The following is a 23,425-nucleotide window of genomic DNA, read 5'->3' as shown; positions in this document are numbered from 1 at the left end:
TACATACCTATTTGTTATAGTTGAATTTAGAGTGGATATTATAGCAAGTGTTATTAAATGCTAGTTTAAAAATAATTATATATAATGTCGTACATAAAAGGCTTATAATGAAAAACATTGTACTTATTGGTTTTATGGGTGTTGGTAAAGGGAGCGTTGCGCGAGAAGTGATTAAACACTCTGATTATATTGCAATCGATACTGATGACCTTATTGAAAGTATGGAAAATAGAAAAATAAAGTCTATTTTTGAGCTAGAGGGTGAAGAGTATTTCAGAAAATTGGAAAAAAAAGTCGCACATTGGTTAGAGCAGAGTGTTAAAGATACATTAATTTCTACAGGTGGCGGTTTTTATAAACAAAAAAATATAAAAAAAATAGGTACAATAGTTTTATTGGACTCCCCTTTTGATGAGATTATCAAAAGAATTAAAGAACATCCAAATGCACTTAAAAAGTTAAAAAAACGACCTTTGTTGCAAGATTTGCAAAAAGCTAAAGAGATTTACGATGTACGTCGTCCAGATTATTTAAAATTAGCAGATGTTGTAATTGATGTAACGAACAAACCAGCACTGGAGTGTGCAAGAGAACTATTAAAAAAGGTAAAAAAACTATGAAAAAAATTATACTAACAATAATGTTACTAGGCGCGTCTATATTCGCTAATGAAATTCATTGGGCAAAAGATTTTCAAAGTGGTGCAGAAGAAGCAAAAAAAGAGAATAAGCCTATTTTATTTGTTTATTCAAGCCATGGATGTAAATACTGTACTCTTTTAGAAAAAACAACATTTTCAAATAAAACAGTGATAGATGCACTCAACAAAGACTATGTTTCTATAATTGCATATGCTGATGAAAGAGACCCATTCCCTCAAATGTTATGGAGACCAGGAACTCCAACATTATGGTTTTTAGGTGCTGATGCACAACCAATGTATCAACCACTTGTGGGTGCTGTAGGGGAAGACTATTTTATAGAAGCACTCAAAGTTGTAAAAAAAGAGTTTGACTCAAAGAAAAAGTAAGGTAAAAAAATGATTTTTGTAACTACAAAAGACCCAAGTTTTGAAGCGAATTTTGGGGAGCTTTTAGGTCGTGGGAAGATGGATATTGCAACTGTAAGCAATATAGTTGTAAATATTATAAATGAGATAAAAACAGATAAAAATAAAGCACTCAAAGAGCATATCTCTAAATTTGACAAATGGATACCTGCGAGTGATGCAGATTTACAAATTTCTACAGAATCTATGGAAAAAGCGTATGCAAATTTAGATGAGACATTAAAAAAATCTCTACATTTGGCATATGATAGAATCAAAGCATACCACCAAAAACAAAAACCAAAATCTTGGTTTGATACAGAAGAAAATGGAACTATTTTAGGACAAAAAGTAACTCCAGTGGATAGTGCAGGACTGTATATCCCTGGTGGAAAAGCTGCATATCCATCTTCGCTTCTGATGAATGTTATTCCAGCACAAGTTGCAGGTGTTGAAGAGATTGTAGTATGTACACCAACACCAGATAATGAACCAAACGAACTTTTACTAGCAGCGTGTCATTTATGTGGTGTAACTAAAGTCTTTAAAGTTGGTGGGGCAAGTGCAATTGCAGCTATGGCATATGGAACTGAAAATATCCCAAAAGTAGATGTAATTACAGGTCCAGGAAATATCTTTGTTGCAACTGCTAAAAAGATGGTTTTTGGAGATGTACATATAGATATGATCGCAGGTCCAAGTGAAATAGGAATACTTGCAGATGAGAGTGCAAATCCTAACCATTTAGCAATTGATTTACTCTCTCAAGCAGAACATGATGAGATGGCAAGTTCAATTTTAATCACACCTTCACAAAAATTAGCTGATGAGGTGGCTGTTGAAGTTGAAAACTGGTTAGCTAAACTTCCTCGTGAGGAGATCGCAAGAAAGTCTATTGAAGAGCGTGGAGCGATTATAGTTACACAAGATATGGATGAAGCAATTAAACTAATGAATGAGATTGCACCTGAACACTTAGAGGTAGCGACAACGTCACCGTTTGAGTTGTTGCCATATATAAAACATGCTGGTGCTATTTTCTTAGGTCACAATACTCCTGAAGCAATTGGTGATTATGTGGCTGGACCTAATCATACACTGCCAACGGGTGGAACTGCGAAGTTCTACTCACCGCTAAGTGTTGAGAATTTTATGAAAAAATCTTCTATTATCTCTTTTAGTCAAAATGCTATTAATGAAGTTGGAGAAGAGTGTGCACTTATAGCAAATACAGAGGGTTTAACTGCACATGAACAATCTGTCAGAGTAAGATTAAAAAAATAGGATAAGATTTGCCACAATTTACATCATTATCATTAAGCGAAGCACAACAAAAAGTTATAGATATAATAACTCCAAAAACTGATTCACAATTTATCTCTACAATGGAAGCAGAGCAATCAGTATTAGCTAATGATATTATTGTAAAGAAAAATTTACCCTCATTTGATAACTCTGCAATGGATGGATTTGCTTTTAAACACAGTGATAAAGGAAAACGACTCAAAGTTGTTGCTACTGTTTTTGCTGGAGATAAACAAACTTGTGAGATCCAAGAGGGTGAGTGTTGTAAAATTATGACTGGGGCAAAAGTACCCAAGAGTGTTGATACAATTGCACCCATTGAAAACTGTAGTGATGTAACAAGCCAGAGTGTTGTAGTCCCCCAAAAGATTTCTTTAGGGGACAATTTAAGAAAAAAGGGTGAAGAGCTACGAGTTGGTGAAGTACTTTTTCAAAAAGGTGAAATATTAACTTCAGCACATATTGCACTTTTAGCTGCACAAGGAATCACAGTAGTTGAAGTATTTGCACCTTTAAATATAGCAGTGGTTTCAACAGGTGATGAGATAAGAGAGCCTTGGGAAGAAGCTGATGAAGATGAGATATATAATGCAAACGCTTTTGGGATTAAATCATTACTTAAACAGTTTGGATTTCATGCTTCTTATGTTGGTGCTATACCTGATGATTTAGAAGAAACGATATCATTTATCTCAAAACTAAACTCTTATGATGTTGTTATTACTACAGGTGGTATCAGTATGGGCGATGCAGACTTTTTATACCAAGCTTTTGTTGCAAATGGTCTAAAATCTATTTTTCATGGTGTCAATGTAAAACCAGGACGTCCAACTATGATGGGTAAAATGGGAACAACCTTAGTGATGGCAATGCCAGGAAATCCACTCACGACTATGTTAAATGTATTTACACTCTCTATACCTGCTATATTTAAAAAGCAAGGAGCTAAAAACTGTTACCATAATGCACTTAGAGTTCAAATGGGACAAGATTTACATCTTCGCGCAGGACGTGATAATATGGTTCTTGGGCTTTTAGAAGATGGTTGTTTTTACCCAACACGTAACAATAAGATAGGCTCAGGAATGATTTCCCCACTTGTTGAGAGTAGTGTGATCGCATATTTCGCTGATAATATTGAAAATATCAAAAAAGGGGAGATAATAAAAGTAGTATCTCTTCTTGATATAACCAGAAGTTATACGATAAATTCAATAAACTTTTAATGATTTTGCTTAAAATTTTTTTTTAAGTTTAAAATTACCCATTCTCCAATTTATCTCAAAAAAATCACACAAATTTATATTTTATTTAAGGATACTTAGCTAGTATGTTTACTAGTAAAAAAAGCCATTTTCCCTAGTATAAGGGCTTCTTTTAATACAAATTAGTCTTAGTTATAACAAAAAAAACTAAACCATTTAATTCGGTCAAAGGAGAATATATGCAATTAGGTTTCCTAGTTGATTTACATCTTTGTATGGGATGTAAAGGATGTGAAATCGCATGTAAAGTGGAAAATGAAGTTCCACTAAGTACATGGAGACTTCGTGTTAAATATGTGGATGTGGGGACGTTCCCAGAAACGAAAAGAACTTTTACACCACTTAGATGTAATCACTGTGAGAATGCTCCATGTGAGAGAATTTGTCCTGTAAGTGCACTACATTACATCGAAAATGGAATTGTAAATGTGGATAAAGAGAGATGTATTGGTTGTGCAGGTTGTGTAATGGCTTGTCCATATGGTGCGATTTACATCGATCCTGAAACACAAACAGCAGACAAATGTACATATTGTGCGCACCGTATCGCTTCTTCTATGATGCCAGCGTGTGTAGTTGCTTGTCCAGTTCAAGCGAACATTTTTGGTGACCTTGATGATCCAACATCAAATATCTCAAAATATATTCAAGAAAATCAAGGAAATGTTGCTGTTCGTAAACCAGAAAAAGGTACAAACCCTCACCATTTCTATGTAGGTGGTGGTAATGTAAACCTTAATCCTTTAGCTTCAAAAAGAGAAGAGGGTTACAACTTATTTAACAATATTACACATCTTCCACTAGGAGGGCATCACTAATGGTACATGAAACTTTAGCAGCTACAAATGCTGTAGTAACTTTGGATGTAGCTTTACCAGACGTATTTTGGGGTTGGTTTGTTACAATGAATATGTGGGCGAAAAGTATCGGTACTGGTCTGATTTTTATGCTTTTCTTACTTATGAAGAAAAATTCAAGTGAGATGAGTGGATTAAGAACTTCTACTCTTATTGTTTCTTTCGTATTTATGAATATTTTCTTACTTTTTACATTAGCAGATTTACATCAACCATTTAGAATGTGGCATATTTTCTTCTATCCACACTTAACATCTGCTATCACGATTGGTGCTTGGATGGCAACAGTGTTTGTTGGTTTAGAGTCTCTTATGATTGCTGTTATGATTCTAAAGAAAAATACAGAACTGTTTGACAAAATGTTATTCTGGGTAACTTTACTCGCTATCCCTGTTACACTTTACACTGCAGGAATTATGGCAGAAGCTACAGCTCGTGAGTTATGGCAAATGCCAACTGAAGCAGTTCAAATGATTTTAGCAGCAACACTTTCTGGTGCGGCAGCTATTATCTTAATGGGTGGTTCAAAACTAAGTGATGAAACTAAAAGATTTTTTGGTGCAATTTTAGGACTTAGTGCTTTAATGGCATTTATTATCTATATGTCAGAGTATGTATTTGGTGCTATGAAAGCTGAAGAGGTTGCTGCAATTTTACACTATGTTAAAGGTGATGGTGAATATGCAACAATGTTCTGGATTGGACAATGGGTAGCATATATTTTACCTATGTTGCTTGTTGCATTAAGTAGAGTAAGTAACTCTTCTGCTATATTAAATTTAGCAGCTGTTTTAGCGATCATTGGTTTATGGATTGTTAAACATGTATGGTTAGTAATACCACAATTATTACCGTTAAGTTAGAAAGAGGATTATAAATGTATTTAGAAAGTAGAAGAACATTTTTAAAAGGCGCTGCATTTTCTGTTGCAGGTGCTGCTATTGCTAGAGATGTATTTGTAACTGATGCTACTGCTGAATCAATTGAGCAGAGTAAGTTTACAAATACGCCAGATTCAATCTCATTTTATCCTGATCAAAAAGAGTGGGATAAATTTGCTGAGCTTGATGGAACTGATTGGAAACGTGGTGGTATTGAACGCCATGGTGTAAAAAGTGACTCAAATCCAGATGGTATCCAAGTAAATAACTACACAATTGTTCCAACAGTTTGTTCAAACTGTGAAGCTGGTTGTGGTCTTACTGCATGGGTTAATCAAGAAACTATGACAGTTAGAAAATATATGGGTAACCCATTGCACACTGGTTCTCGTGGACGTAACTGTGCAAAAGGTTATGCAACAACTTCTCAAATGTACGATCCAGATCGTATCCCATTCCCTCTAAAAAGAGCTCCTGGTTCTAAACGTGGTGAAGGGAAATGGGTTCGTGTAACTTGGGATGAAGCAATGACTGCTATTGGTAAAAAAATGCATGATACGCTTAAAGTTGGCGATGAGATGTCAAGAAAAACTATTATGTATCATGTTGGTCGTCCAAATGAAAATGGTTTCACAGGTCGTGTTCCACACACTATGGGAGTTGATTCATTTAACTCACATACAAACATCTGTTCAGCAGGTGCTCGTCAAGGTACAATTCAGTGGGCAAATGATGATAGAAACTCACCAGATTGGGCAAATGCCGATCTGATTTTCTTACAATCATCTCATGCTGCAGATGCAGGTCACTACTTCCAACAATCAGCTGGTCTTATTGCTGATGCTCGTAAACGTGGTGCAAAAATGGTTGTAATTGATCCTCGTATGTCAAACTCTGCTGGTATAGCTGATCTTTGGATTCCTGCATGGCCAGGTACTGAAGCTGCACTTTACCTTTATCTTGTAAATCGTGTATTACACGAAAAAGATAAAAATGGTGATGATTTAGTAGCACATGATTTTGTTAAAGAGTGGATCAACTGGGATCGCTTAATGGACAATACAGACTATCTAAAGAAAATGGTAGGGTATAGATATATCTCTAAAATGCCAAAAGGGAAAAGCTACGCAGATTTCATTGAACTAGCAAAAGAGCTTTACTCTCCGTATACTAAAGAGTATGTCATTAAAGAGTGTAAACTTGAAGGTATGGAAGATAAGTTAGATGCTCTTTGGGAGATGTACATCGATGCGGGTTCTAAAATAGCAACTTATCTATGGCGTGCAGGACCAATCGGTCACCGTGGTGGTTGGATGAACGTACGTGCTGGTTTCTTATCTTTAGCACTTCGTGGAGCACTTCGTGGTGACATTGGTGGGACAAGTTTCCACCACTGGCATGAAATTTCTGTTGCTGGTAAAGGTGACAAAGCTACTGTTGCGGGTGAGAGACCTCCTAAAGTAGATGTATGGAATGAGATTTCATGGCCACCAGAATATCCACTATCAACTTATGAGATGAGTCATATTATGCCTCACCTTCTAATGGATGAAGAGTGGCAACAAAAATGGATCAAAAAAGGTCTTAATGTTCCGACTAAACTTGCTGTTTGGATGCCTCGTATGTATAACCCAGTATGGATTAACCCAGATGGTTTTAGATGGATCGAAGCACTTAAAGATGAGAGCAAAATTGAGTTATCATTTAACTTATCTCCAACATGGTCTGAGACAAACTGGTATTGTGACTATGTTTTACCAACAGGTCTTGCAGGTGAGAGAAATGATCAACAATCAACACCTTCTAAACCAGAACAACGTATTGAGTTCCGTCAATCAGTTCTTCGTGTTGCTGCTGAAAAAATGGGTTGGAAAGCAAAAAATCCAGCACGTGCAACTCTTGAAGCACACATGAAATATGGTCTTGGTGAGATTTGGGAAGAGACAGAATTCTTTGCAAACTTAATGGTGCATCATGTTGACCCTGATGGAAGTTTAGGTATTAGAAAATACTGGGCATCTAAAAATGATCCTTCACGTGCTGTTACAGTACCTGAGTATTTTGATGCAGCACTTAGTCTTCTTCCAAGACTTAAAGAAACTGCTCAAAAAATGTATAAAGATGAGCCATTTCCAGTGTATAGCTATATGAGAGATCATGGAGCTTGGACTGAGAAAACTAATGTATATAAACCACAAGAAGAGGTTTTAGAATTTGATGGGCACAACTATGTTGCACATGGTAAAAAATACCCTAAACACGAAGTTAAAAAAGATAAATTTGGAACTTTATGGGTAGAACATGATGGTCGTAAACAATCTATCGGTTTAGAGCAAAATGGTAAATTATATGAAGGTTTCCATACATTAAGTAAAAAACTAGAGTTCTTCTCTGAGTGGTTTGCTGAATGGAAATGGCCAGAGTACGCTGTTCCAGTTTATCCACGTAATGAGGGTGAGCTTAAAAAAATGGAGCATGTTGTAACACACGTTCACCATAGTATGATGAAAGGCGATAACGAGTTTGCATTAAATACAGTATTCCGTTTACCATATAACATCCATACTCGTTCAGTTAACTCTAAACACCTTATGGAGATATCTCAAAATCATAATCCAGTTTGGATTTATACTAAAGATGCTGAGAAACTTGGTATCAAGCGAGGAGATGCTATCCGTGTAAAAATCACAGATACAGTATCTGGACTTGATAGTGGTTACTTTGTAGCTATGGCAGTTCCAACTGAAGCTACTCGTCCAGGTGTACTTGCTTGTTCACACCATGCTGGTCGTTGGAGATTAAAAGATTCTGTTGAAGTTCCAGGATTTGATCATGCACTAGGTATTATGGGTGTTGGTGCTCCTAAATACGACATGACAAATGATGGAAAAATTGGTACGATGAAACCATCTGCTGGAATTGCTAAGCGTCATGATGTATGGCAATTTAAAGAGTACAACAAAGACCTTGATAACATTTGGTGGGATGGTTTAAGTGGTTCATGGCAAAATGCTGTAGCTCCTGCGCATCCAGATCCAATTGCAGGAAACCATGCATGGCATCAAAAAGTTTCTCTTGAGAAAGCTCAAGCTGATGACAAAATTGGTGATATTTATGTAAACTATGAAAATAACTTTAAAGTTTATCAAGCATGGAGAGAGCAACTTACTCGTCCACTTCAAGCTGGAGATAAGTTACGTCGTCCACAACACATTAAACGTCCAATTGTTCCACTCTCTAACAAAGCTTACGCAGTAGAGATTAAAGACGTATAATCAACATATTAAAGCCCACTTAAAGTGGTGCTTTAATATACTTCCATAGATACACAATCAAAGGTATAATTATCAATGCAAGAAAATTTGAAAACGCATCAATCAGCACGTATAAATATTTATGCACTTATCTCTAGAATTTTAATGAATGAAGTTGATGAGGATTTACTAAAACTCATAACAGAAGACCAAAATGTTTTATCTTTTTTCCCAGAGTTTGAAAAATGGGAAAAAAGAAAAAACATGAGTAGCAAAGATTTGATTGAGAAGTATCTCAATGTAGACTTTGCGAATCTTTTTTTACTCCATCTTATTCCATACGAGTCATTTTATCGTAGAGAAGATCAGATGATGGAAACAGGTGGTGACAATCCTGTTCAAGCTTTATATAATGAGTATGATTTTAGAGTTGAACTCGATCAAGCTCGTGTTATGAGTGCTGATCATATAGGTGTTGAGTTAGAGTTTATGTATAAACTATGTGATGCTGAATATAAAGCATTAGAAAATGATGATACTGAAGCAGCATCTAAGATCGCACAAATTCAGTATGAGTTTTTAAAAGATCATCTTGTAGAGTGGGCACCAATGTTTTTACTCAATGTAAAATCTGAAGCTGGAACAGCTTTGTATTTTGATGCTGCAGAACTTGCATTAGAGTTTATACTTAGTGATTTTCAATACCTCTCAGATTTAAAAGAGAAAGAGTTTACTTATGTTGGGGGAGATGCATAATGGATATGAAAGATTTTAACGAACTTAGAAGTGAGTTTGAACAACTACAAAGAAATATGCAACTTAACTGTGATGATGAAAGTTGTCTTACAGATGAAGAGAGTCGTGAAGACTATCCAGACTATCTGGTAGCAATGTATAAAGAAGTTATGCCACCTGTTAAAAGTGGTATATATTTTTCACGTTGGGATTTAAAAGCTATGGCAGCTGAGCTTGATGAGCATTTTGCTTTGGATGTGCGTGAGCGTATGTTTAAAAAGTTTATGCAATGGGTTGCAACACCTGATGATATGAAACAAGTGATGAATCAGTTCCGTAAAAATATCGATATAAAATGTGAACTCTATCAAGAGTATGCTGATAAGTACCCAGCTTCAAAAGAGATATTTGAGAAAAAAATTAAAAAAGCCCATAGTACTAAAAAATACCTAGATACTGTTTTTGAAGAGTTTTTTACTTAATAGCCACCCATGACATCTTCGCTGAGTTTATACTTTTTGTTTGAACTTTGTTTATAAGTGGATAAAAAGTTAGTTATATCATCTAGCTCTTTATCACTTAATCCTTGTGCAAAACCAATCATTATCTGCTGATTTTGATTGGTAGCTATTCCTGCTTGAAAACCTTTGAGTTTTGAAACTAAGAATTTTTTTGATTTATTTGCAAGTCTTGGAACTTCATTGCTCCCTTCTGCATTTGTACCATGACAGTTACTGCACCCTTTTGCATTATATAAAAAATGTCCATTTTCATAAGATGATCCAAAAAGTGTAAGAGTAAAAACAAGAAGGATAAGCAATTTTTTCATTGTAGTTGCTCCAAGATTTTTTGTTTGAGCTTATCAAACTGTTTTGCATCATCTGTTTTCATTAAAAGTTCGAGTTGATCTATAAATTCTTTCGGTAGAGCTGGATTGTATTTATCGAGTAAAAGCAATAAAAGTTTATGTGGAGTTTTGGCATCTTTTATATCTTCAAATTGTCGTTTTGCCTTTTTTACACGTTTTGGAAGCAGTTTTGCACTTATAAATCCACTTAAAAATATAACCATATAGATGAGCCAATCAAATAGTTTTTCAAAATGAAGCTCTGTTTTTGGATACTCTTCATCATCTAAAAGTTCAGATTTATCTGCTTGTTGCACAGAGATATTAAACTTTTGTGTGTGAAGCGAATAATATTTTTGTTTACTTGGAGAAAAACATTTTATCTCTCGTGATGGAATGGTTATATCATTTTGTGAAATGAGTGCATAGTTAAACTTCTGCACAATCGTATAGCCATCATTATTTGCTTGATTAAGAACATTTTGAACATGCTCAAAAATTTTTACCTGATCGATATTTTGTATAGGATGTATATCTATTTGGTTAAACCCTTTACCTTGTAAAGTATATATGATGTTTGCATTATCGTAAGCATCTACATGATCCCCTTTAAGCTCTGATGTAAGGTTAAAATCACCTACAAGTTGTATCTCATTTTCAAGTACAATAACATCTATACTTAAAGGTTTAAGAGGTATATTTGTATCTATAGTCTCCATCCATTTTTGGTTATCACGTGAGCCTTCATAGATTTGTGCAACAGCATCATCACTTGCTTGTTTCGCTATAAAATCAAAATTGACAGATATTTTCCCACTCTTGAGTGGGAAAAGTAAAAAAGTAAAAGAGGCTTCTTTATTATGATACGATACTTCAACCTCTTTTTTTTGTAAAAGTGTTATTTGATAATCGGGCGATTTTTTCGCTTCTAAAAAGAAAAACATATTTTCAGAGTGGTTACGTTGTTTTGCTTTAAAGGTGATCAAAACTGCTTCTTTGAGATACACTTTTGTTTTATCTGCTTTGATCGAATACTCTGCTAGATTAGAGTTTGCAAAAAGATGCACTCCAAATAGAAACAATAAAAGAAACTTACCAAGGATGTGTTTCATCTGTGTATCCTTTATTGATAAGTTCATACGCTTTATAGCCTATTTTGTAGTTAGCATTGCTTGATGTTTGTGTGCTATTAGTATCGCTCTTTTTTTTCGCTTTTTTTTGTTTTGATTCTTGTGTATTTTGCTTAGTGTTTTGACGAGGTAATAGTGATGTTAGGTCTTTTTTATCTTGTAAATTGTATTTGTATATAAGCATTAAATTTTCATAACTCTCTTGATCAAAACCAAGTGATAAAGCCTTTTTATAGTAAATTTTTGCACGTGAATATTTTTCTAGTTTAAAAGCGCAATTTCCCATATTATAGTATATATTTTGTTTGAGAGTAGGGTTGGAAGTTTTTATTTTTGAAAAATATTGCAGAGCTTTTTTATACTGTTTATTTTTGTAGTAGATCACACCTAGATTATAGTAGCTTGAAACACTAGGAGATACTTTTAGTAACTCTTGTGAGGCTAGAATAAACTCCCCTTGTTCGTAAAATATTTGTGCCTTATCAAAGTGATAAAAGTCAAATATTTGTGCTTGGAGTTTTGGAGTATCTACAAAAAGCAACAAAGAAGCAAGTGCAAAATAGGTATGAAACTTAGTCACACGAATGAAAAATAAAATGATTGCACCAAGTAAAGCAATCCAAAAGAGTTCGATATAACTGAGTACTTCAACTTCACTATTTTCCAAGTTTTTATCATTAGCACTTAAATCAGATAAAATTTGAGAAACCACATCTGCATCACTACTCTCTAAAGTGTAATATTTTCCACCACTTTGGTATGCAAAATCTTTAAGCATTGGATTGATACGAGAGATCACTAAGTTGTTATGCTCATCTTTTAAAATCTTTCCATCTTTTTGCAAAGTTGCACCCTCAGATGTTCCAACAGCTACAACATAGGGGATGATTCTGTTATGTTTTGCAAGGGTTACTAATTTCTGAAGCTTATGTTCCTCCCCACCATCTGTAAAAATGATCAAATGTTTTGTTTCAAATGATGTTTTTGATACAGTTGTGAGTAATGATTTTAGTGAAGTTGCTTTTGTTAAAATGTAATCGGGATTTAAAATATCTAAAGCATTTATGCTCAGGCGAGAATCTGTTGTAGGCGGTGAGATTAACATCGCATTTGAGGTAAAAGCAAAGAGTGTAAATCTATCATGCAAAGAGTTTTGTAAAAGAGTTTTTATCGCTTGTTTTGCTACAACATAACGAGATGGTTTGAGATCATCTCCTTGCATAGAATAAGATACATCAATAGCCACTATATAATCTTGTGCATCAAATTTTTCATGTGTTGGAACATGAGTAAGCACTGGACGAGAGAGTGCAATGATGATAAAAAAAAGTGAAAATATAAGAAGTTTTTCCTGTTTAGTTTTTTTATAGTAGAGTGCTAATGGGATAAGAAAAAATAAAATCCAAGGAGAAAGAAAACTCAAAACTCTCTCCTTTGATTGGCTGTATATACAAGATAGCCTATCAAAAATGAAGCTAAAATCAAAGGGTAGATGTAAAGCATCTTTTTATTAAGGTAGTGTTGTGAGGGAAGGTCACTTGGCTCTAAAGTATCCAGCTCATCATATATAGTTGCTAACTCCTCTATGTTTGCTGATTGGTAACTTTTTGCTCGTGTCTTTTTGGCTATTTTTTTGAGTAACTCAGCATCAAATTCTGAACTTTTACCAATTCCTATTGTATAGATAAGTATATGTTTGTTTTTTGCTATTGTTACAACATCTTTGATAGAAAACGAACCGCTATTATTCAATCCATCTGTAACTAAAACAATCACTTTTCTCTTTGCATCCCCTTGATCTAAAATAGCTATAGCGCTATACAATCCATCTCCAATGGCTGTACTATCTCCAGCAATCCCAACGTCAAAAAAATCGAGTAAAAAGTTTATACTTTGCATATCATAAGTGAGTGGGATTGCACTAAAAGCATATGAACCAAAAACACTAACACCAACATTGTCATCAAACCTTTTAGATATAAAATCTCTGATAACATCTTTTAAAACTCCAAGCTTGTTATTTTCCGCCATTGAACCACTTGTATCCAAAGCAAAAACGATATCTCTACCTTTTTTATAGTGTGAAGTGTTCTGTTTATAGCTAATAGGTGAGGAAAGAGCAGTTATTAGCAGGGCTAAAATGAAGGAGTAAAATAGTTTCTCTTTACTCAGCCAACTTGTATGGGAGGTAAATAAATTGAGATGAGGAAAGATGATTTTTTTTACACTAGCTGGACACTTATAGATGCAGATGATAAGTAACAATAAAACCAGTGCAAAAGGGTACTCAAAAGTAAAACTAGACATAAAAATATTTTATCATTTTACGTTAAAGATTAGATAAAAAACATCCTTATAAAAAGCCCTAATGTTGAGGTGTATCCAACCTCACTAAAACGAAGATTTTGCTTAGCATCATAGATAAAAGTTGTTGGATACGCTTGGATTTTAAAAAGTTTTGAAAGCTGGGAATTTTTGTCATTTACAACTTTAAAATGAAGATCATGTTCTTGCAAATAGTTGTGTATCTCATAATCACTTCCAGAGTTTACTGCTATTGTTATGACATTATAATACTGTGAAAGATATTCTATATTTGAAGCTTCGAGTTTACAAGTTGGGCACCATGTAGCCCAAAAATGAATAATAATTGGTTTTGTTGGATCAGGAATATATGTAGAGTTATCAATAAGTTTGAATTCTTTGAGTTGTAAAGGTTCTTGATTTAATGTTTGACTTTTATAAATACTGAGTAGATTTGCAACAACGCTCATAAAAATCACGATAAATACGAGTTCTTTTAAATAGTGAAAAATTTTCTTTTTTAGCACATGAAACCTTTTTTATAACCTTGGATAAACTTATTAATCTAATTGTAATAATTTATAGTTACAATTATATTGAAATTGTGAAGAGATAGATAGTGAAGAAGGAAAAAAAATGTTCAAAAAAATTATTCTAGCAGCAATCTTGGTACTAGCCTTTGTAGGGTGTAATCAAAAAACCTTAACAGTTGAAGAAACACCGACACATGAGCATACTCAAGAGCATATGCATCAAAAACCACCTGTAATGTTCCAAACAGTAGATGAAAAAGATGCTGTATTAGTTCAAGAGGGCAAAGAGAAGTATCATTGTCATCAATGTGGTATGAACTTGGTGAAATTTTACAAAACAAGTTATATCGCGGAAGATCAAACACGTAAATATCAATACTGTTCAATCCATTGTTTGGCAGAACATTTAAATCAAGGTGTAGAACTTAAAAATCCTAAAGTGGTTGAGATTACATCACTTAAACCTATTCCTGTGTTGGAAGCATATTATGTTGTTGGCAGTGACGTAAGAGGTACAATGACTCGTGTGAGTAAATATGCTTTTAAATCTTTAGAAGCAGCACAAGCATTTCAAAAAAAACATGGTGGAGAGATCATGGACTTTAATGGGGCTTTAAAAGAAGCACAAAAAGATTTTGAATAGAGGACTGTAGATGGGGTTTTTACCTGAGTATGGGGAAAAAGTTGCTGGATATGAAGTTCGAGTTTTAAATGAACGTGAAGCCCGTGCAGCAGCAGCCATTTTATTTGTTGGTGCTTTTATAGGACTTACAAATGGAGTGATGCTTCAAACTGCTGTTTTTTCAAAATATTTTGTCTCTTTTTTTACTTTAGATTTTTTGATAAGGATGCTTAATCCTAGATATGCACCAAGTTTAATGCTTGGTCGTTTTTTTGTTCAAAATCAAGTTCCCGAATACGTAGGTGCTGCGCAAAAAAGATTTGCGTGGGGACTAGGATTTATCATTGCAGTTCCTATGTTTTACTATCTCGTTATTGCTTTTGAACCTAATCCACTAAAAGTTTTAGTGTGTCTTATCTGTATGTTTCTACTCTTTTTTGAAGCTGCTTTTTCAATCTGTTTAGGGTGTAAAATTTTTAATTTTGTGATGAAAGAAAAAGCTACACATTGTCCAGGTGGTGTGTGTGAGGTTCATATAAAAGAGAATGTACAGAAGTTTAATCCAATTCAAAAAATTATTTTAATTGTTACAGTTGTAGCGATGTTGTATGGAACTTATTCTTATTTTGTAGACTTAAAAGATCGTACTATTTTTGTGAAAAAGATGAAAGAGTTGTTTTTGTCAGATGAAACATTAGAACAGATGCAGTATGAAAAAGATGCAGCGGAGTTTGAAAACGACGATTTTTAGATCACTCCCAAATTGGGAGTGAAAATTTCCAGAACTTGATTCCTTGGATCATCCCCCTTTATCATCAAGCCATAAATTAATTTTCACCATTTTTAAAAATCTTATATTTTGGTTCACTGTAGGATTGTGGGCACTCAAAAGGGCAACTTCAGCATAAACATGGTTCATGACAGATCCTTAGTATTGATTTTTGCAAACGTAAAACAATATAAGTAAAGCAAATAGTGTTCACAAATTATTTTTGAACATTTGCGTATGTTTGATGTCCAGCTTGAGTGTTTTGTTCCTCTTGGAGTTGTTTGACAAGCTCTTGTTGTGCACTCATTTCCATCATTCTAGCACTTGCTGCAACAGCATAGTCCTGTGGACTAGGATTTGCAGGAGCCATTGCAGCAGCTACAACTTGTCGTGCATTTGCGATAGTCTCTTGAGGCGTTGAGCCCTCTTTGAAAGAGATAGAAACTTCACCACCAATAGCATACATTTTTCCATCTGGTCCTTTTTGATATGAAAAAGAAGCACTCCCCGCCAAGCCTCCACCAGTAGCTTTGTGTGCAGCTTCATGTGCTCTTACTTCAGTGTCACGAGCTTGAAGTTGATTGACTTGTTGTTGCTCAGCGGGTTCAAGTTTTTGAGAAGATTGTAAAGAGTTGTCTTTTTCCTCTTCTGTAGATGATTCTTTATCATCTACCTTATCAGCCTTTTTTGAGCTTGGGTAAACAGTTGAGTCGATAGTGTAACTTGTATTAGAACCTATCTGCATAATAAAAATTGTAACACTACAAATTTTAAAATACACTTTGATATTATTTTACATATTTTTTAGGAGTTTTATTATCTGTTTTGTATTAGCAATAGTTTTTCTCATCACTACAGTTATATTTTATATGCAAGAGTTGTATCAGCAGAGTTTGTTGAGTGGTATAGTAACCATTATAATGTTAAGTATATTTTTTATCAGAATTTATAAAAATAGAAAGTGTATATTTGGAGATAAAAACGATTGCCACAAGGACAACCGTTTAAAAATTAAGAAGAGAGACTGAACTTATTCAATCTCAGCATCGATAACATCATCGTCATCTTTTTTCTTAGAAGTATCAGCTCCACCTTGAGCACCTTCTTGCTCTTGTTTGTACATTTGCTCTGCCATTTTATGTGAAGCTTCTGCAAGTGCTTTTACTTTTTCTTCAATCTGCTCTTTTGTTGCATTTTCATCTTTAAGAGTCTCTTTGAGTGCATCGATTGCTGCTACAATTTTAGCTTTTTCATCATCTTCAAGTTTATCAGCCATCTCACTCATTGTTTTTTCTGTTTGAGCGATAAGAGCATCTGCTTGGTTTTTAGTCTCTACTAACTCTTTTCTTTTACCATCTTCAGCTTTGTGAGCTTCTGCATCTTGAACCATTTTTTCGATCTCTTCTTCACTTAGTCCAGATGAACCAGAGATTGTGATCGATTGAGATTTACCAGTACCTTTGTCAGTTGAGCTAACAGTTAAGATACCATTTGCATCGATATCAAATGTTACTTCAATTTGTGGCACACCACGAGGTGCTGCAGGAATGTCACCAAGTTCAAATAAACCTAAAGATTTATTGTCTTTTGCAAACTCACGCTCACCTTGAACTACGTTAATAGATACTGCTGGTTGGTTGTCTTCTGCAGTTGAGAATACTTGCGATTTTTTAACAGGAATCGTAGTACCTTTCTCAATTACTTTAGTAGCAACACCACCAAGAGTTTCAATACCAAGTGATAACGGAGTAACATCTAGTAAAAGAACATCTTTAACATCACCGCGTAATACACCACCTTGGATAGCAGCACCAGCCGCAACAACTTCATCAGGGTTTACACCTTTGTTCAGCGTTTTACCACCAAAGTACTCACTTACTTTTTGTTGTGCTAAAGGTACACGAGTTGAACCACCAACCATGATGATCTCTTTGATGTCACCTTTATCTAAATCTGCATCTTTCATAGCAGTTGCGATGTGATCCATAGTCTCTTTTACAAGTCCATCAATCATACCTTCAAATTTCGCACGAGTTAGTTTTACAACTAAGTGTTGTGGTCCAGCTTCAGTCATAGTGATAAATGGTAAGTTGATCTCTGTTTCAGTTGATGAAGACAACTCTTTTTTAGCATTTTCAGCAGCATCTTTTAGACGTTGTAGAGCCATTTTATCATTTTTAAGCTCGATTCCGTGAGAGTTTTTGAACTCATCATTTAAGAAATCAACGATTTTATTATCGAAGTCATCCCCACCTAAGAACGCGTTACCATCAGTTGAAAGAACTTCAAAAGTTCCATCAGAAATTTCTAGTGTTGTAACATCAAACGTACCACCACCAAGGTCATATACTAAAACATTTTCATCGTTTTTACTATCTAGTCCATAAGCTAGTGCAGACGCAGTAGGCTCATTGATGATACGAAGAACGTTTAGTCCTGCAATTGTACCAGCATCTTTAGTAGCTTTACGTTGTGCATCATTAAAGTATGCTGGAACTGTAATAACAGCATCAGTAACTTTACTTCCTAAATACGCTTCAGCATCCTCTTTTAATTTTGTAAGGATTTTTGCTGAAATCTCTTGAGGCGTGTAGATCTTACCTGCAACATCAACAGCAGCCATACCATCTTTGTCTACAATCTTATATGTAACTTTGTCATGCGCTTTTTTAGCATTTTCTTCGTTCATCATAAGACCCATAATTCTTTTAACAGAAGAGATAGTTTTTTCAGGGTTTGTAATCGCTTGACGTTTTGCAGGATCACCTACTAAAACTTCACCTTTATCAGTAAATGCTACAACTGATGGAGTTGTATTTTTACCTTCTGCATTTGGGATAACTTTCGCTTCACCACCTTCATAAACAGCTACACAAGAGTTTGTAGTTCCTAAATCTATACCAATTACCTTAGACATAATATTTCCTTTTCATTTTTAAATTTATTTACTTTTTTAACACCGTCATTGTACGATGTTTTAAAAATTTGTTTTGCAACTTTTGTTGCATTAGGCGAAAAACCTACGAAAAAGCTGAAAGCTTTTTAGTTGGCAACTACTACCATAGCTTCACGAAGTGGACGCTCTTTATATTTGTAACCTGTTTGGAAAGTTTGAACGATTTGTCCACTTTCAACATCCTCACTATCTACACTTTGAATAGCATTATGAATATTTGGATCAAATGGCTCTTCGTGAGATACCATAGTAACCCCATGTTTTTCAAGTGACGTTAAAAATTGCTTATATGTAAGCTCGATACCCTCTTTGAGTTTATCAAATAGCTCTGCTTTATCACCCTCAGTGGCAACTGATTTTAAAGCACCCTCAAGTGAATCGATAACAGGGATCATATCTTTTGCAAATTTTTCATTTGCATACTCTACTGCTGTATATTTTTCACGCTCAAGACGTTTTTTAATATTTTCAAAATCTGCATGAACACGTGCATATTTATCTTTTAAAGTAGTTAGTTCATTTTGTAAAAGATCAAACTCATTTTCTACCGCTTCAGCGTCTGCTTGTGCTTCGTCATTTGTTACTTCTTGCGAATTTTCTAACTCTTCATTTAATGTTTCGTTTGTTTCATTCGACATAATAATTTATATTCTCCTTTATTAAAAGATGACATTATTATACATATTGAGTGTAACAATGTCAAGTATATATTTATGTATATATTATCAATAAACTTTAGTCTATTTATATCAAGTATATTTGCTCACCAATTTGTTATTTTTTTGATGTATGATTATGCATTAAGAATAATGGAGTGGTTATGAAGATATTGAAATGGATTGTAGCAATAGTTATCGTACTAATTTTAAGTGTATATGTTTTAGCATTCACAGGCATAGGAAATTCAATTGTAGCTCCTATAGTAGAAGGAAAGATCAATGAAGCAACAGGTTTAGATAGTAAACTAGAAATTTTTAAACTTGATATGAGTAGTATCGATATTTTATTGCAACTAGATAGTGATAACTCTATAGCTATAAAGGGAAGTTATTCTCTTTTTTCACAATCATTTGATCTAAATTATAATGTTATGCTCAATAAATTAGTCTCCCTAGAAAAGTTAGTACAGATGAAACTTAATGGTGCTTTTTTAACAGATGGAAAAGTTGTAGGGGATATGCAACTTTTCAACATTGATGGGAAAAGTGATGTTGCTGCAAGTGCTACTTCGTATCATGTAGAGCTTCAAGAGTTAAATCCAACTTCTATTATCGCAAAAATAGATGATGCAGACTTAGCATCACTTTTATATATACTGAATCAAAAAAAATATGCAGATGCAAAACTTAATCTTGATGTAAATTTGAAAAATATCAAACCACATCAACTTGAAGGTGATCTAAAACTAGTAACGACTGATGGAAAACTCAATGTTGCTGTGATGAAAAAAGACTTTAATATTACCATTCCAAAAACTGATTTTAAAATGAAACTAGATGCAAAGCTCAAAGGAGATGATGTAATATATAGTTATCTACTCAATTCTAACTTAGCAAAAATAGGCTCAAGTGGAACGGTAGTTCCAGACCCACTTCAAGTTAATAGTACCTATGCACTCAATGTTCAAGAACTTGCAGTTTTAAAACCTATCACAAATGCAGATATCAGAGGTGTTTTAAATCTCAGTGGAAATGTAAAAGGTTCACAAGAGAAGATGGTAGTTGATGGTATTAGTGATATAGCAGCTTCCAAAACTACATTTGAAGCAATTTTAAAAGAGTTTAAACCAAGTTCGCTCCAAGCTAAAATTGAACATTTACAACTTCAAAAACTGCTCTATATGATAAAACAACCACACTATGCAGATGCAGTGCTAAATATGGATGTAAAACTTAGCAGTTTAGATATGAATAATCTCAAAGGGGATGTAAAAACAGCCATCAAAGATGGAGTCTTAGACAGTAAATATTTAACAAAAACATATGAGTTTAAATCTCCAATGCCAAAAACTACATTTAATATGACAGAAGTCACAAAACTAGCGGGAACTTTGGCAGACACTCAAGTGGATTTCAATTCAAATCTAGCTGATTTAGATATAAAAAGTGCAAAGTTTGATCTCAAGGATAGCTCAATAGTAAGTGACTATAAAGTAAAAGTTCATGATCTAAATAGACTTTATTTTGCAACGCAGAGAAAGTTAAAAGGTTCTATTGTAGCGACTGGAGAGCTTAAAAAAGCAAAAGATTTAGACTTGACAATGCTTAGTAGTATTGCAGGTGGAAAGCTTGATGCAAAACTGCATAATGATGATCTAAAAGCAAACATTTCAAATATGCAGACATTAGATGTTTTAGATATACTTATCTATCCAAAAATCTTTAAATCAAAAGTTGATGGAGTTTTAAAATACAATCTAGCACAAGCTAAAGGAACTTTTGACGCAAAGCTAAAAGATGGTGAATTTACAAAAAATCAAGTACTTGATCTTACAAAAAAGTATGCAAAAGTTGATATGTATAAACAGATATTTGTAGGGGATGCAAATGCAAAAATCGATAAAGAAAATATAGTTGCATTATTAGACCTAAAATCCAACACGTCAGCAATCTATACAAAAGATACAAAATTGAACTCAAAAACGCAACGAATAGATTCAAATATAAAAATTATAGGAAACAATAATCCACCGCTCTATGTACAACTACAAGGAGATGTAAATAGTCCAAAAGTTACAGTTGATGCAAGTGCAATCTTAAAAGACGAGGCAAAAAAAGCGGTTGATAAGCAAGTAAATAAATTGTTTAAAAAACTTTTTTAAACTAACTATATTTTAGTAGAAACTTAGCAAGGTGGACAATTAGATTCCACCTTTATACTTTAACTTTTCTGGGATAATTTTTGAGTTTAGTTGGGCTTCGTAGCCTTGTTTTATGCTTTTCTCATCTGCATGATACTTTACTTTAAAGAATTTCATCACTTTTTCTTTTGAGTATCTTTTATCTATAAGTGGGATGAAGTATTCTACCGCTTTTGTGGTGTCGTGAAGTTTTTTATAGTAAAGTAGTGAGAGGTTTTTCAGCCCATCTAAACTCTCTCTATAGCTTTTTTATAGTATTTAATCGCTTCAAAATAGTTTTCTTGCGCTGAGTACAGTAATCCAAGATTAATAGAAGCTTGAGTGTCATTTAACTGGACGGCTTTTTTATATAAATTAATCGCCTTATCATATTCTTTTCTATCTTCGTAAATTATACATAAATTAAAAATTGCATTTATATTTTTATCATTTAAGTTGAGAGCATACTCATACCAGAATTCAGCAGTTTTGTATTCTTTCAAGTTTTGTTGGTAATAAACCCCTAAGTTATAAGCAAAGTCACTATTTGTATCAGCATAGTCATACCAAAGTTTACCATCTACTTTTAGATCAAGTCTTTTATCGTATGGTGGTTTTTTAAATTCTTCTGCAAACAAAGTTGCAGAAGTAAAAAGTAAAGTGATTAAAAGTAGTTTTATTAGATGTTTCATATCTTAACTCGCTTGTTGATTTTGTTGTTGGGCTAGTTCTTGTTCTCTCACTTTTTTTGCATAGACTATGTTATCTAACATATTTCTCTCTTTTGTTTCTAGTGGAGTAAGTTTGATCTCATCTATTTTTAAAGAGAGGGATTGGTTTGCTGTATATGTCTCTTTTGGCATATACTCTGCTTTATCATAATCACTATCTATTTTTAACATCACTTGTATGTTGTTTTGCAATACCTCTTTTGGTATGGTTACTCTTGTTTGAAGTGTTTGAGGCATTCCGTAGTAGTCTTTATCTATAGGTTCTAGGATTTTTATCTCATATCCAAATGCTATAGCTTTGAGTGGAAGAGCGGACAATTAGATTCCGCCTTTATATTTTAGTTTCTCTGGAATTATTTTTGAGTTAAGTTGGGCTTCGTAGCCTTGTTTTATGGTTTCATCTGAGAGATTCCATTTGTCTTTTAGATATCCTAAAATTCGTCCTTTTGAGTATTTTTTTCCAATAAGGGCTATAAAATATGTGGTTGCTTTTACATCATCGTGAAGTTTGTAATGGTAGAGGCGCCCTAGGTTTTTTATTGCACTTAAACTCTCTCTCTCTATAGCTTTTAAATACCATTCTTTAGCTTTTGTGTGATTGTTTTGATGTTCATATAATAGACCTAGATTATTGGAAGCTTCTTTGCTACCTAATTGAAAAGATTTTTCATAATATTTTATAGCGAGTTTTGGATTATTTAATTTAGCTTCATATAAAAGTGCTAAATTAAATAATCCATTTGAATTATTTGGTTCAATTTCTATAATTTTTTTGTACCAAAATTCAGCTTTTTTTGGCTCATTTAACTCTCTATCACAAAGTATTCCTAAGTTCATAATAGTTTGGATATTTTTAGGATCAACATTTAAAGCCTGTTTATACCAAAGTTCAGCAAGTTTATAGTCTTTGATTTTTAAGTCATAAAGAAGACCGATGTTAAAAGCAGAAGCACTATCATTATCAGCATGGTTCCACCATTCTAAAGAGCCTTGCTCTATACTTAGTCTTGGATCAAAGTCTGGTTTGTGAAATACCTCTGCAAACAAAGTTGCAGAAGTAAAAAGTAAAGTGATTAAAAGTAATCTTATTAAATATTTCATATCTTAACTCGCTTGTTGATTTTGTTGTTGGGCTAGTTCTTGTTCTCTCACTTTTTTTGCATAGACTATGTTATCTAACATATTTCTCTCTTTTGTTTCTAGTGGAATAAGTTTGATCTCATCTATGGTTAAAGAGAGAGATTGGTTTGCTGTATATGTCTCTTTTGGCATATACTCTGCTTTATCATAATCACAATCAAGTTTTATCTTATACTTAAGTGCTATATCTCTGTTTACTATAAAAAGAG

At 33.8% G+C, this 23,425-nt stretch carries 24 protein-coding genes; 12 read left to right on the top strand and 12 right to left on the bottom strand.

Annotated elements, in window-relative coordinates:
• Nucleotides 1–107: 107 nt before the first annotated feature.
• The 9 genes from ACQY56_RS02670 to ACQY56_RS02630 all read left to right on the top strand — a co-directional run bounded on the left by ACQY56_RS02670 (nt 108) and on the right by ACQY56_RS02630 (nt 9,827).
• Nucleotides 108–620: a shikimate kinase gene (locus tag ACQY56_RS02670; RefSeq protein WP_428738962.1), complete on the top strand. Its 513-nt coding sequence runs from the start codon at nt 108–110 to the stop codon at nt 618–620.
• Nucleotides 617–1,030, top strand: coding sequence for a thioredoxin family protein (locus ACQY56_RS02665; protein ID WP_428738961.1), 414 nt, complete (start codon nt 617–619; stop codon nt 1,028–1,030). Before ACQY56_RS02670 ends, ACQY56_RS02665 begins: the two co-directional genes overlap by 4 nt.
• A 9-nt stretch (nt 1,031–1,039) precedes the next feature.
• The gene (hisD, locus tag ACQY56_RS02660; RefSeq protein WP_428738960.1) at nt 1,040–2,332 is read left to right on the top strand and encodes a histidinol dehydrogenase; all 1,293 of its coding nucleotides are present in this window, start codon (nt 1,040–1,042) and stop codon (nt 2,330–2,332) included.
• An 8-nt stretch (nt 2,333–2,340) separates the two neighbouring features.
• The gene (locus tag ACQY56_RS02655) at nt 2,341–3,579 is read left to right on the top strand and encodes a molybdopterin molybdotransferase MoeA (protein WP_428738959.1); all 1,239 of its coding nucleotides are present in this window, start codon (nt 2,341–2,343) and stop codon (nt 3,577–3,579) included.
• Between the two features lie 218 nt (nt 3,580–3,797).
• Nucleotides 3,798–4,436: a 4Fe-4S dicluster domain-containing protein gene (locus ACQY56_RS02650; RefSeq protein WP_428738958.1), complete on the top strand. Its 639-nt coding sequence runs from the start codon at nt 3,798–3,800 to the stop codon at nt 4,434–4,436.
• Nucleotides 4,436–5,338, top strand: coding sequence for an NrfD/PsrC family molybdoenzyme membrane anchor subunit (gene nrfD, locus ACQY56_RS02645; protein WP_428738957.1), 903 nt, complete (start codon nt 4,436–4,438; stop codon nt 5,336–5,338). The genes ACQY56_RS02650 and nrfD overlap by 1 nt, the downstream gene beginning before the upstream one ends.
• A 14-nt stretch (nt 5,339–5,352) precedes the next feature.
• Complete coding sequence (locus ACQY56_RS02640) at nt 5,353–8,631, top strand: molybdopterin-dependent oxidoreductase (RefSeq protein ID WP_428738956.1); 3,279 nt, start codon at nt 5,353–5,355, stop codon at nt 8,629–8,631.
• 75 nt (nt 8,632–8,706) lie between these two features.
• Nucleotides 8,707–9,366, top strand: a complete 660-nt coding sequence (locus ACQY56_RS02635) for a TorD/DmsD family molecular chaperone (protein WP_428738955.1) — start codon at nt 8,707–8,709, stop codon at nt 9,364–9,366.
• The gene (locus ACQY56_RS02630) at nt 9,366–9,827 is read left to right on the top strand and encodes a hypothetical protein (RefSeq protein ID WP_428738954.1); all 462 of its coding nucleotides are present in this window, start codon (nt 9,366–9,368) and stop codon (nt 9,825–9,827) included. Before ACQY56_RS02635 ends, ACQY56_RS02630 begins: the two co-directional genes overlap by 1 nt.
• Here the strand turns inward: ACQY56_RS02630 and ACQY56_RS02625 are convergent.
• The 5 genes from ACQY56_RS02625 to ACQY56_RS02605 are packed head-to-tail and all read right to left on the bottom strand — an operon-like array spanning nt 9,824 to nt 14,096.
• Nucleotides 9,824–10,174, bottom strand: a complete 351-nt coding sequence (locus ACQY56_RS02625; RefSeq protein ID WP_428738953.1) for a c-type cytochrome — start codon at nt 10,172–10,174, stop codon at nt 9,824–9,826. The genes ACQY56_RS02630 and ACQY56_RS02625 overlap by 4 nt on opposite strands.
• Nucleotides 10,171–11,304: a hypothetical protein gene (locus ACQY56_RS02620; RefSeq protein WP_428738952.1), complete on the bottom strand. Its 1,134-nt coding sequence runs from the start codon at nt 11,302–11,304 to the stop codon at nt 10,171–10,173. The genes ACQY56_RS02625 and ACQY56_RS02620 overlap by 4 nt, the downstream gene beginning before the upstream one ends.
• Nucleotides 11,285–12,745 (bottom strand): vWA domain-containing protein, encoded by a 1,461-nt coding sequence (locus ACQY56_RS02615; RefSeq protein ID WP_428738951.1) that lies wholly within the window; start codon nt 12,743–12,745, stop codon nt 11,285–11,287. Before ACQY56_RS02615 ends, ACQY56_RS02620 begins: the two co-directional genes overlap by 20 nt.
• Entirely contained in the window at nt 12,742–13,629 is an 888-nt protein-coding gene (locus ACQY56_RS02610) for a vWA domain-containing protein (protein WP_428738950.1), read from the bottom strand. Before ACQY56_RS02610 ends, ACQY56_RS02615 begins: the two co-directional genes overlap by 4 nt.
• A 29-nt stretch (nt 13,630–13,658) precedes the next feature.
• A complete protein-coding gene (locus ACQY56_RS02605; protein WP_428743714.1) occupies nt 13,659–14,096 on the bottom strand; it encodes a redoxin domain-containing protein in 438 nt (145 codons plus the stop codon).
• A 166-nt stretch (nt 14,097–14,262) separates the two neighbouring features.
• Between ACQY56_RS02605 and ACQY56_RS02600 the strand changes: the two genes are divergently transcribed.
• A complete protein-coding gene (locus ACQY56_RS02600; protein WP_428738948.1) occupies nt 14,263–14,802 on the top strand; it encodes a nitrous oxide reductase accessory protein NosL in 540 nt (179 codons plus the stop codon).
• A gap of 10 nt (nt 14,803–14,812) precedes the next feature.
• Nucleotides 14,813–15,532 carry a DUF4395 domain-containing protein gene (locus ACQY56_RS02595; protein WP_428738947.1) on the top strand — a complete coding sequence of 240 codons (720 nt, stop codon included), beginning with the start codon at nt 14,813–14,815 and terminating at the stop codon, nt 15,530–15,532.
• Between the two features lie 235 nt (nt 15,533–15,767).
• Here the strand turns inward: ACQY56_RS02595 and ACQY56_RS02590 are convergent, their stop codons facing one another.
• The 3 genes from ACQY56_RS02590 to grpE all read right to left on the bottom strand — a co-directional run bounded on the left by ACQY56_RS02590 (nt 15,768) and on the right by grpE (nt 19,144).
• Nucleotides 15,768–16,295, bottom strand: a complete 528-nt coding sequence (locus ACQY56_RS02590; RefSeq protein ID WP_428738946.1) for a putative metalloprotease CJM1_0395 family protein — start codon at nt 16,293–16,295, stop codon at nt 15,768–15,770.
• A gap of 285 nt (nt 16,296–16,580) precedes the next feature.
• A complete protein-coding gene (gene dnaK, locus ACQY56_RS02585) occupies nt 16,581–18,467 on the bottom strand; it encodes a molecular chaperone DnaK (protein ID WP_428738945.1) in 1,887 nt (628 codons plus the stop codon).
• Nucleotides 18,468–18,592: 125 nt separating this feature from the next.
• The gene (gene grpE, locus ACQY56_RS02580; protein ID WP_428738944.1) at nt 18,593–19,144 is read right to left on the bottom strand and encodes a nucleotide exchange factor GrpE; all 552 of its coding nucleotides are present in this window, start codon (nt 19,142–19,144) and stop codon (nt 18,593–18,595) included.
• Between the two features lie 182 nt (nt 19,145–19,326).
• On the opposite strand from grpE, the gene ACQY56_RS02575 reads away from it, so the two are divergent.
• Entirely contained in the window at nt 19,327–21,327 is a 2,001-nt protein-coding gene (locus ACQY56_RS02575) for a hypothetical protein (protein ID WP_428739900.1), read from the top strand.
• Nucleotides 21,328–21,593: 266 nt separating this feature from the next.
• Here the strand turns inward: ACQY56_RS02575 and ACQY56_RS02570 are convergent, their stop codons facing one another.
• From ACQY56_RS02570 to ACQY56_RS02555, 4 genes are all read right to left on the bottom strand, one after another.
• Nucleotides 21,594–22,037, bottom strand: a complete 444-nt coding sequence (locus tag ACQY56_RS02570) for a tetratricopeptide repeat protein (protein ID WP_428743713.1) — start codon at nt 22,035–22,037, stop codon at nt 21,594–21,596.
• 3 nt (nt 22,038–22,040) lie between these two features.
• On the bottom strand, nt 22,041–22,394 hold the full coding sequence (locus ACQY56_RS02565) for a hypothetical protein (RefSeq protein ID WP_428739902.1): 354 nt from the start codon (nt 22,392–22,394) through the stop codon (nt 22,041–22,043).
• Nucleotides 22,395–23,177, bottom strand: coding sequence for a tetratricopeptide repeat protein (locus ACQY56_RS02560; RefSeq protein WP_428743712.1), 783 nt, complete (start codon nt 23,175–23,177; stop codon nt 22,395–22,397).
• A gap of 3 nt (nt 23,178–23,180) precedes the next feature.
• On the bottom strand, nt 23,181–23,425 hold a 245-nt coding region (locus ACQY56_RS02555; protein WP_428743711.1), incomplete at its 5' end, for a hypothetical protein.

The sequence above is a fragment of the Sulfurimonas sp. genome, from assembly GCF_050296975.1.
Lineage (GTDB): Bacteria > Campylobacterota > Campylobacteria > Campylobacterales > Sulfurimonadaceae > Sulfurimonas.
This window is presented reverse-complemented; position numbering and strand designations above follow the sequence as displayed.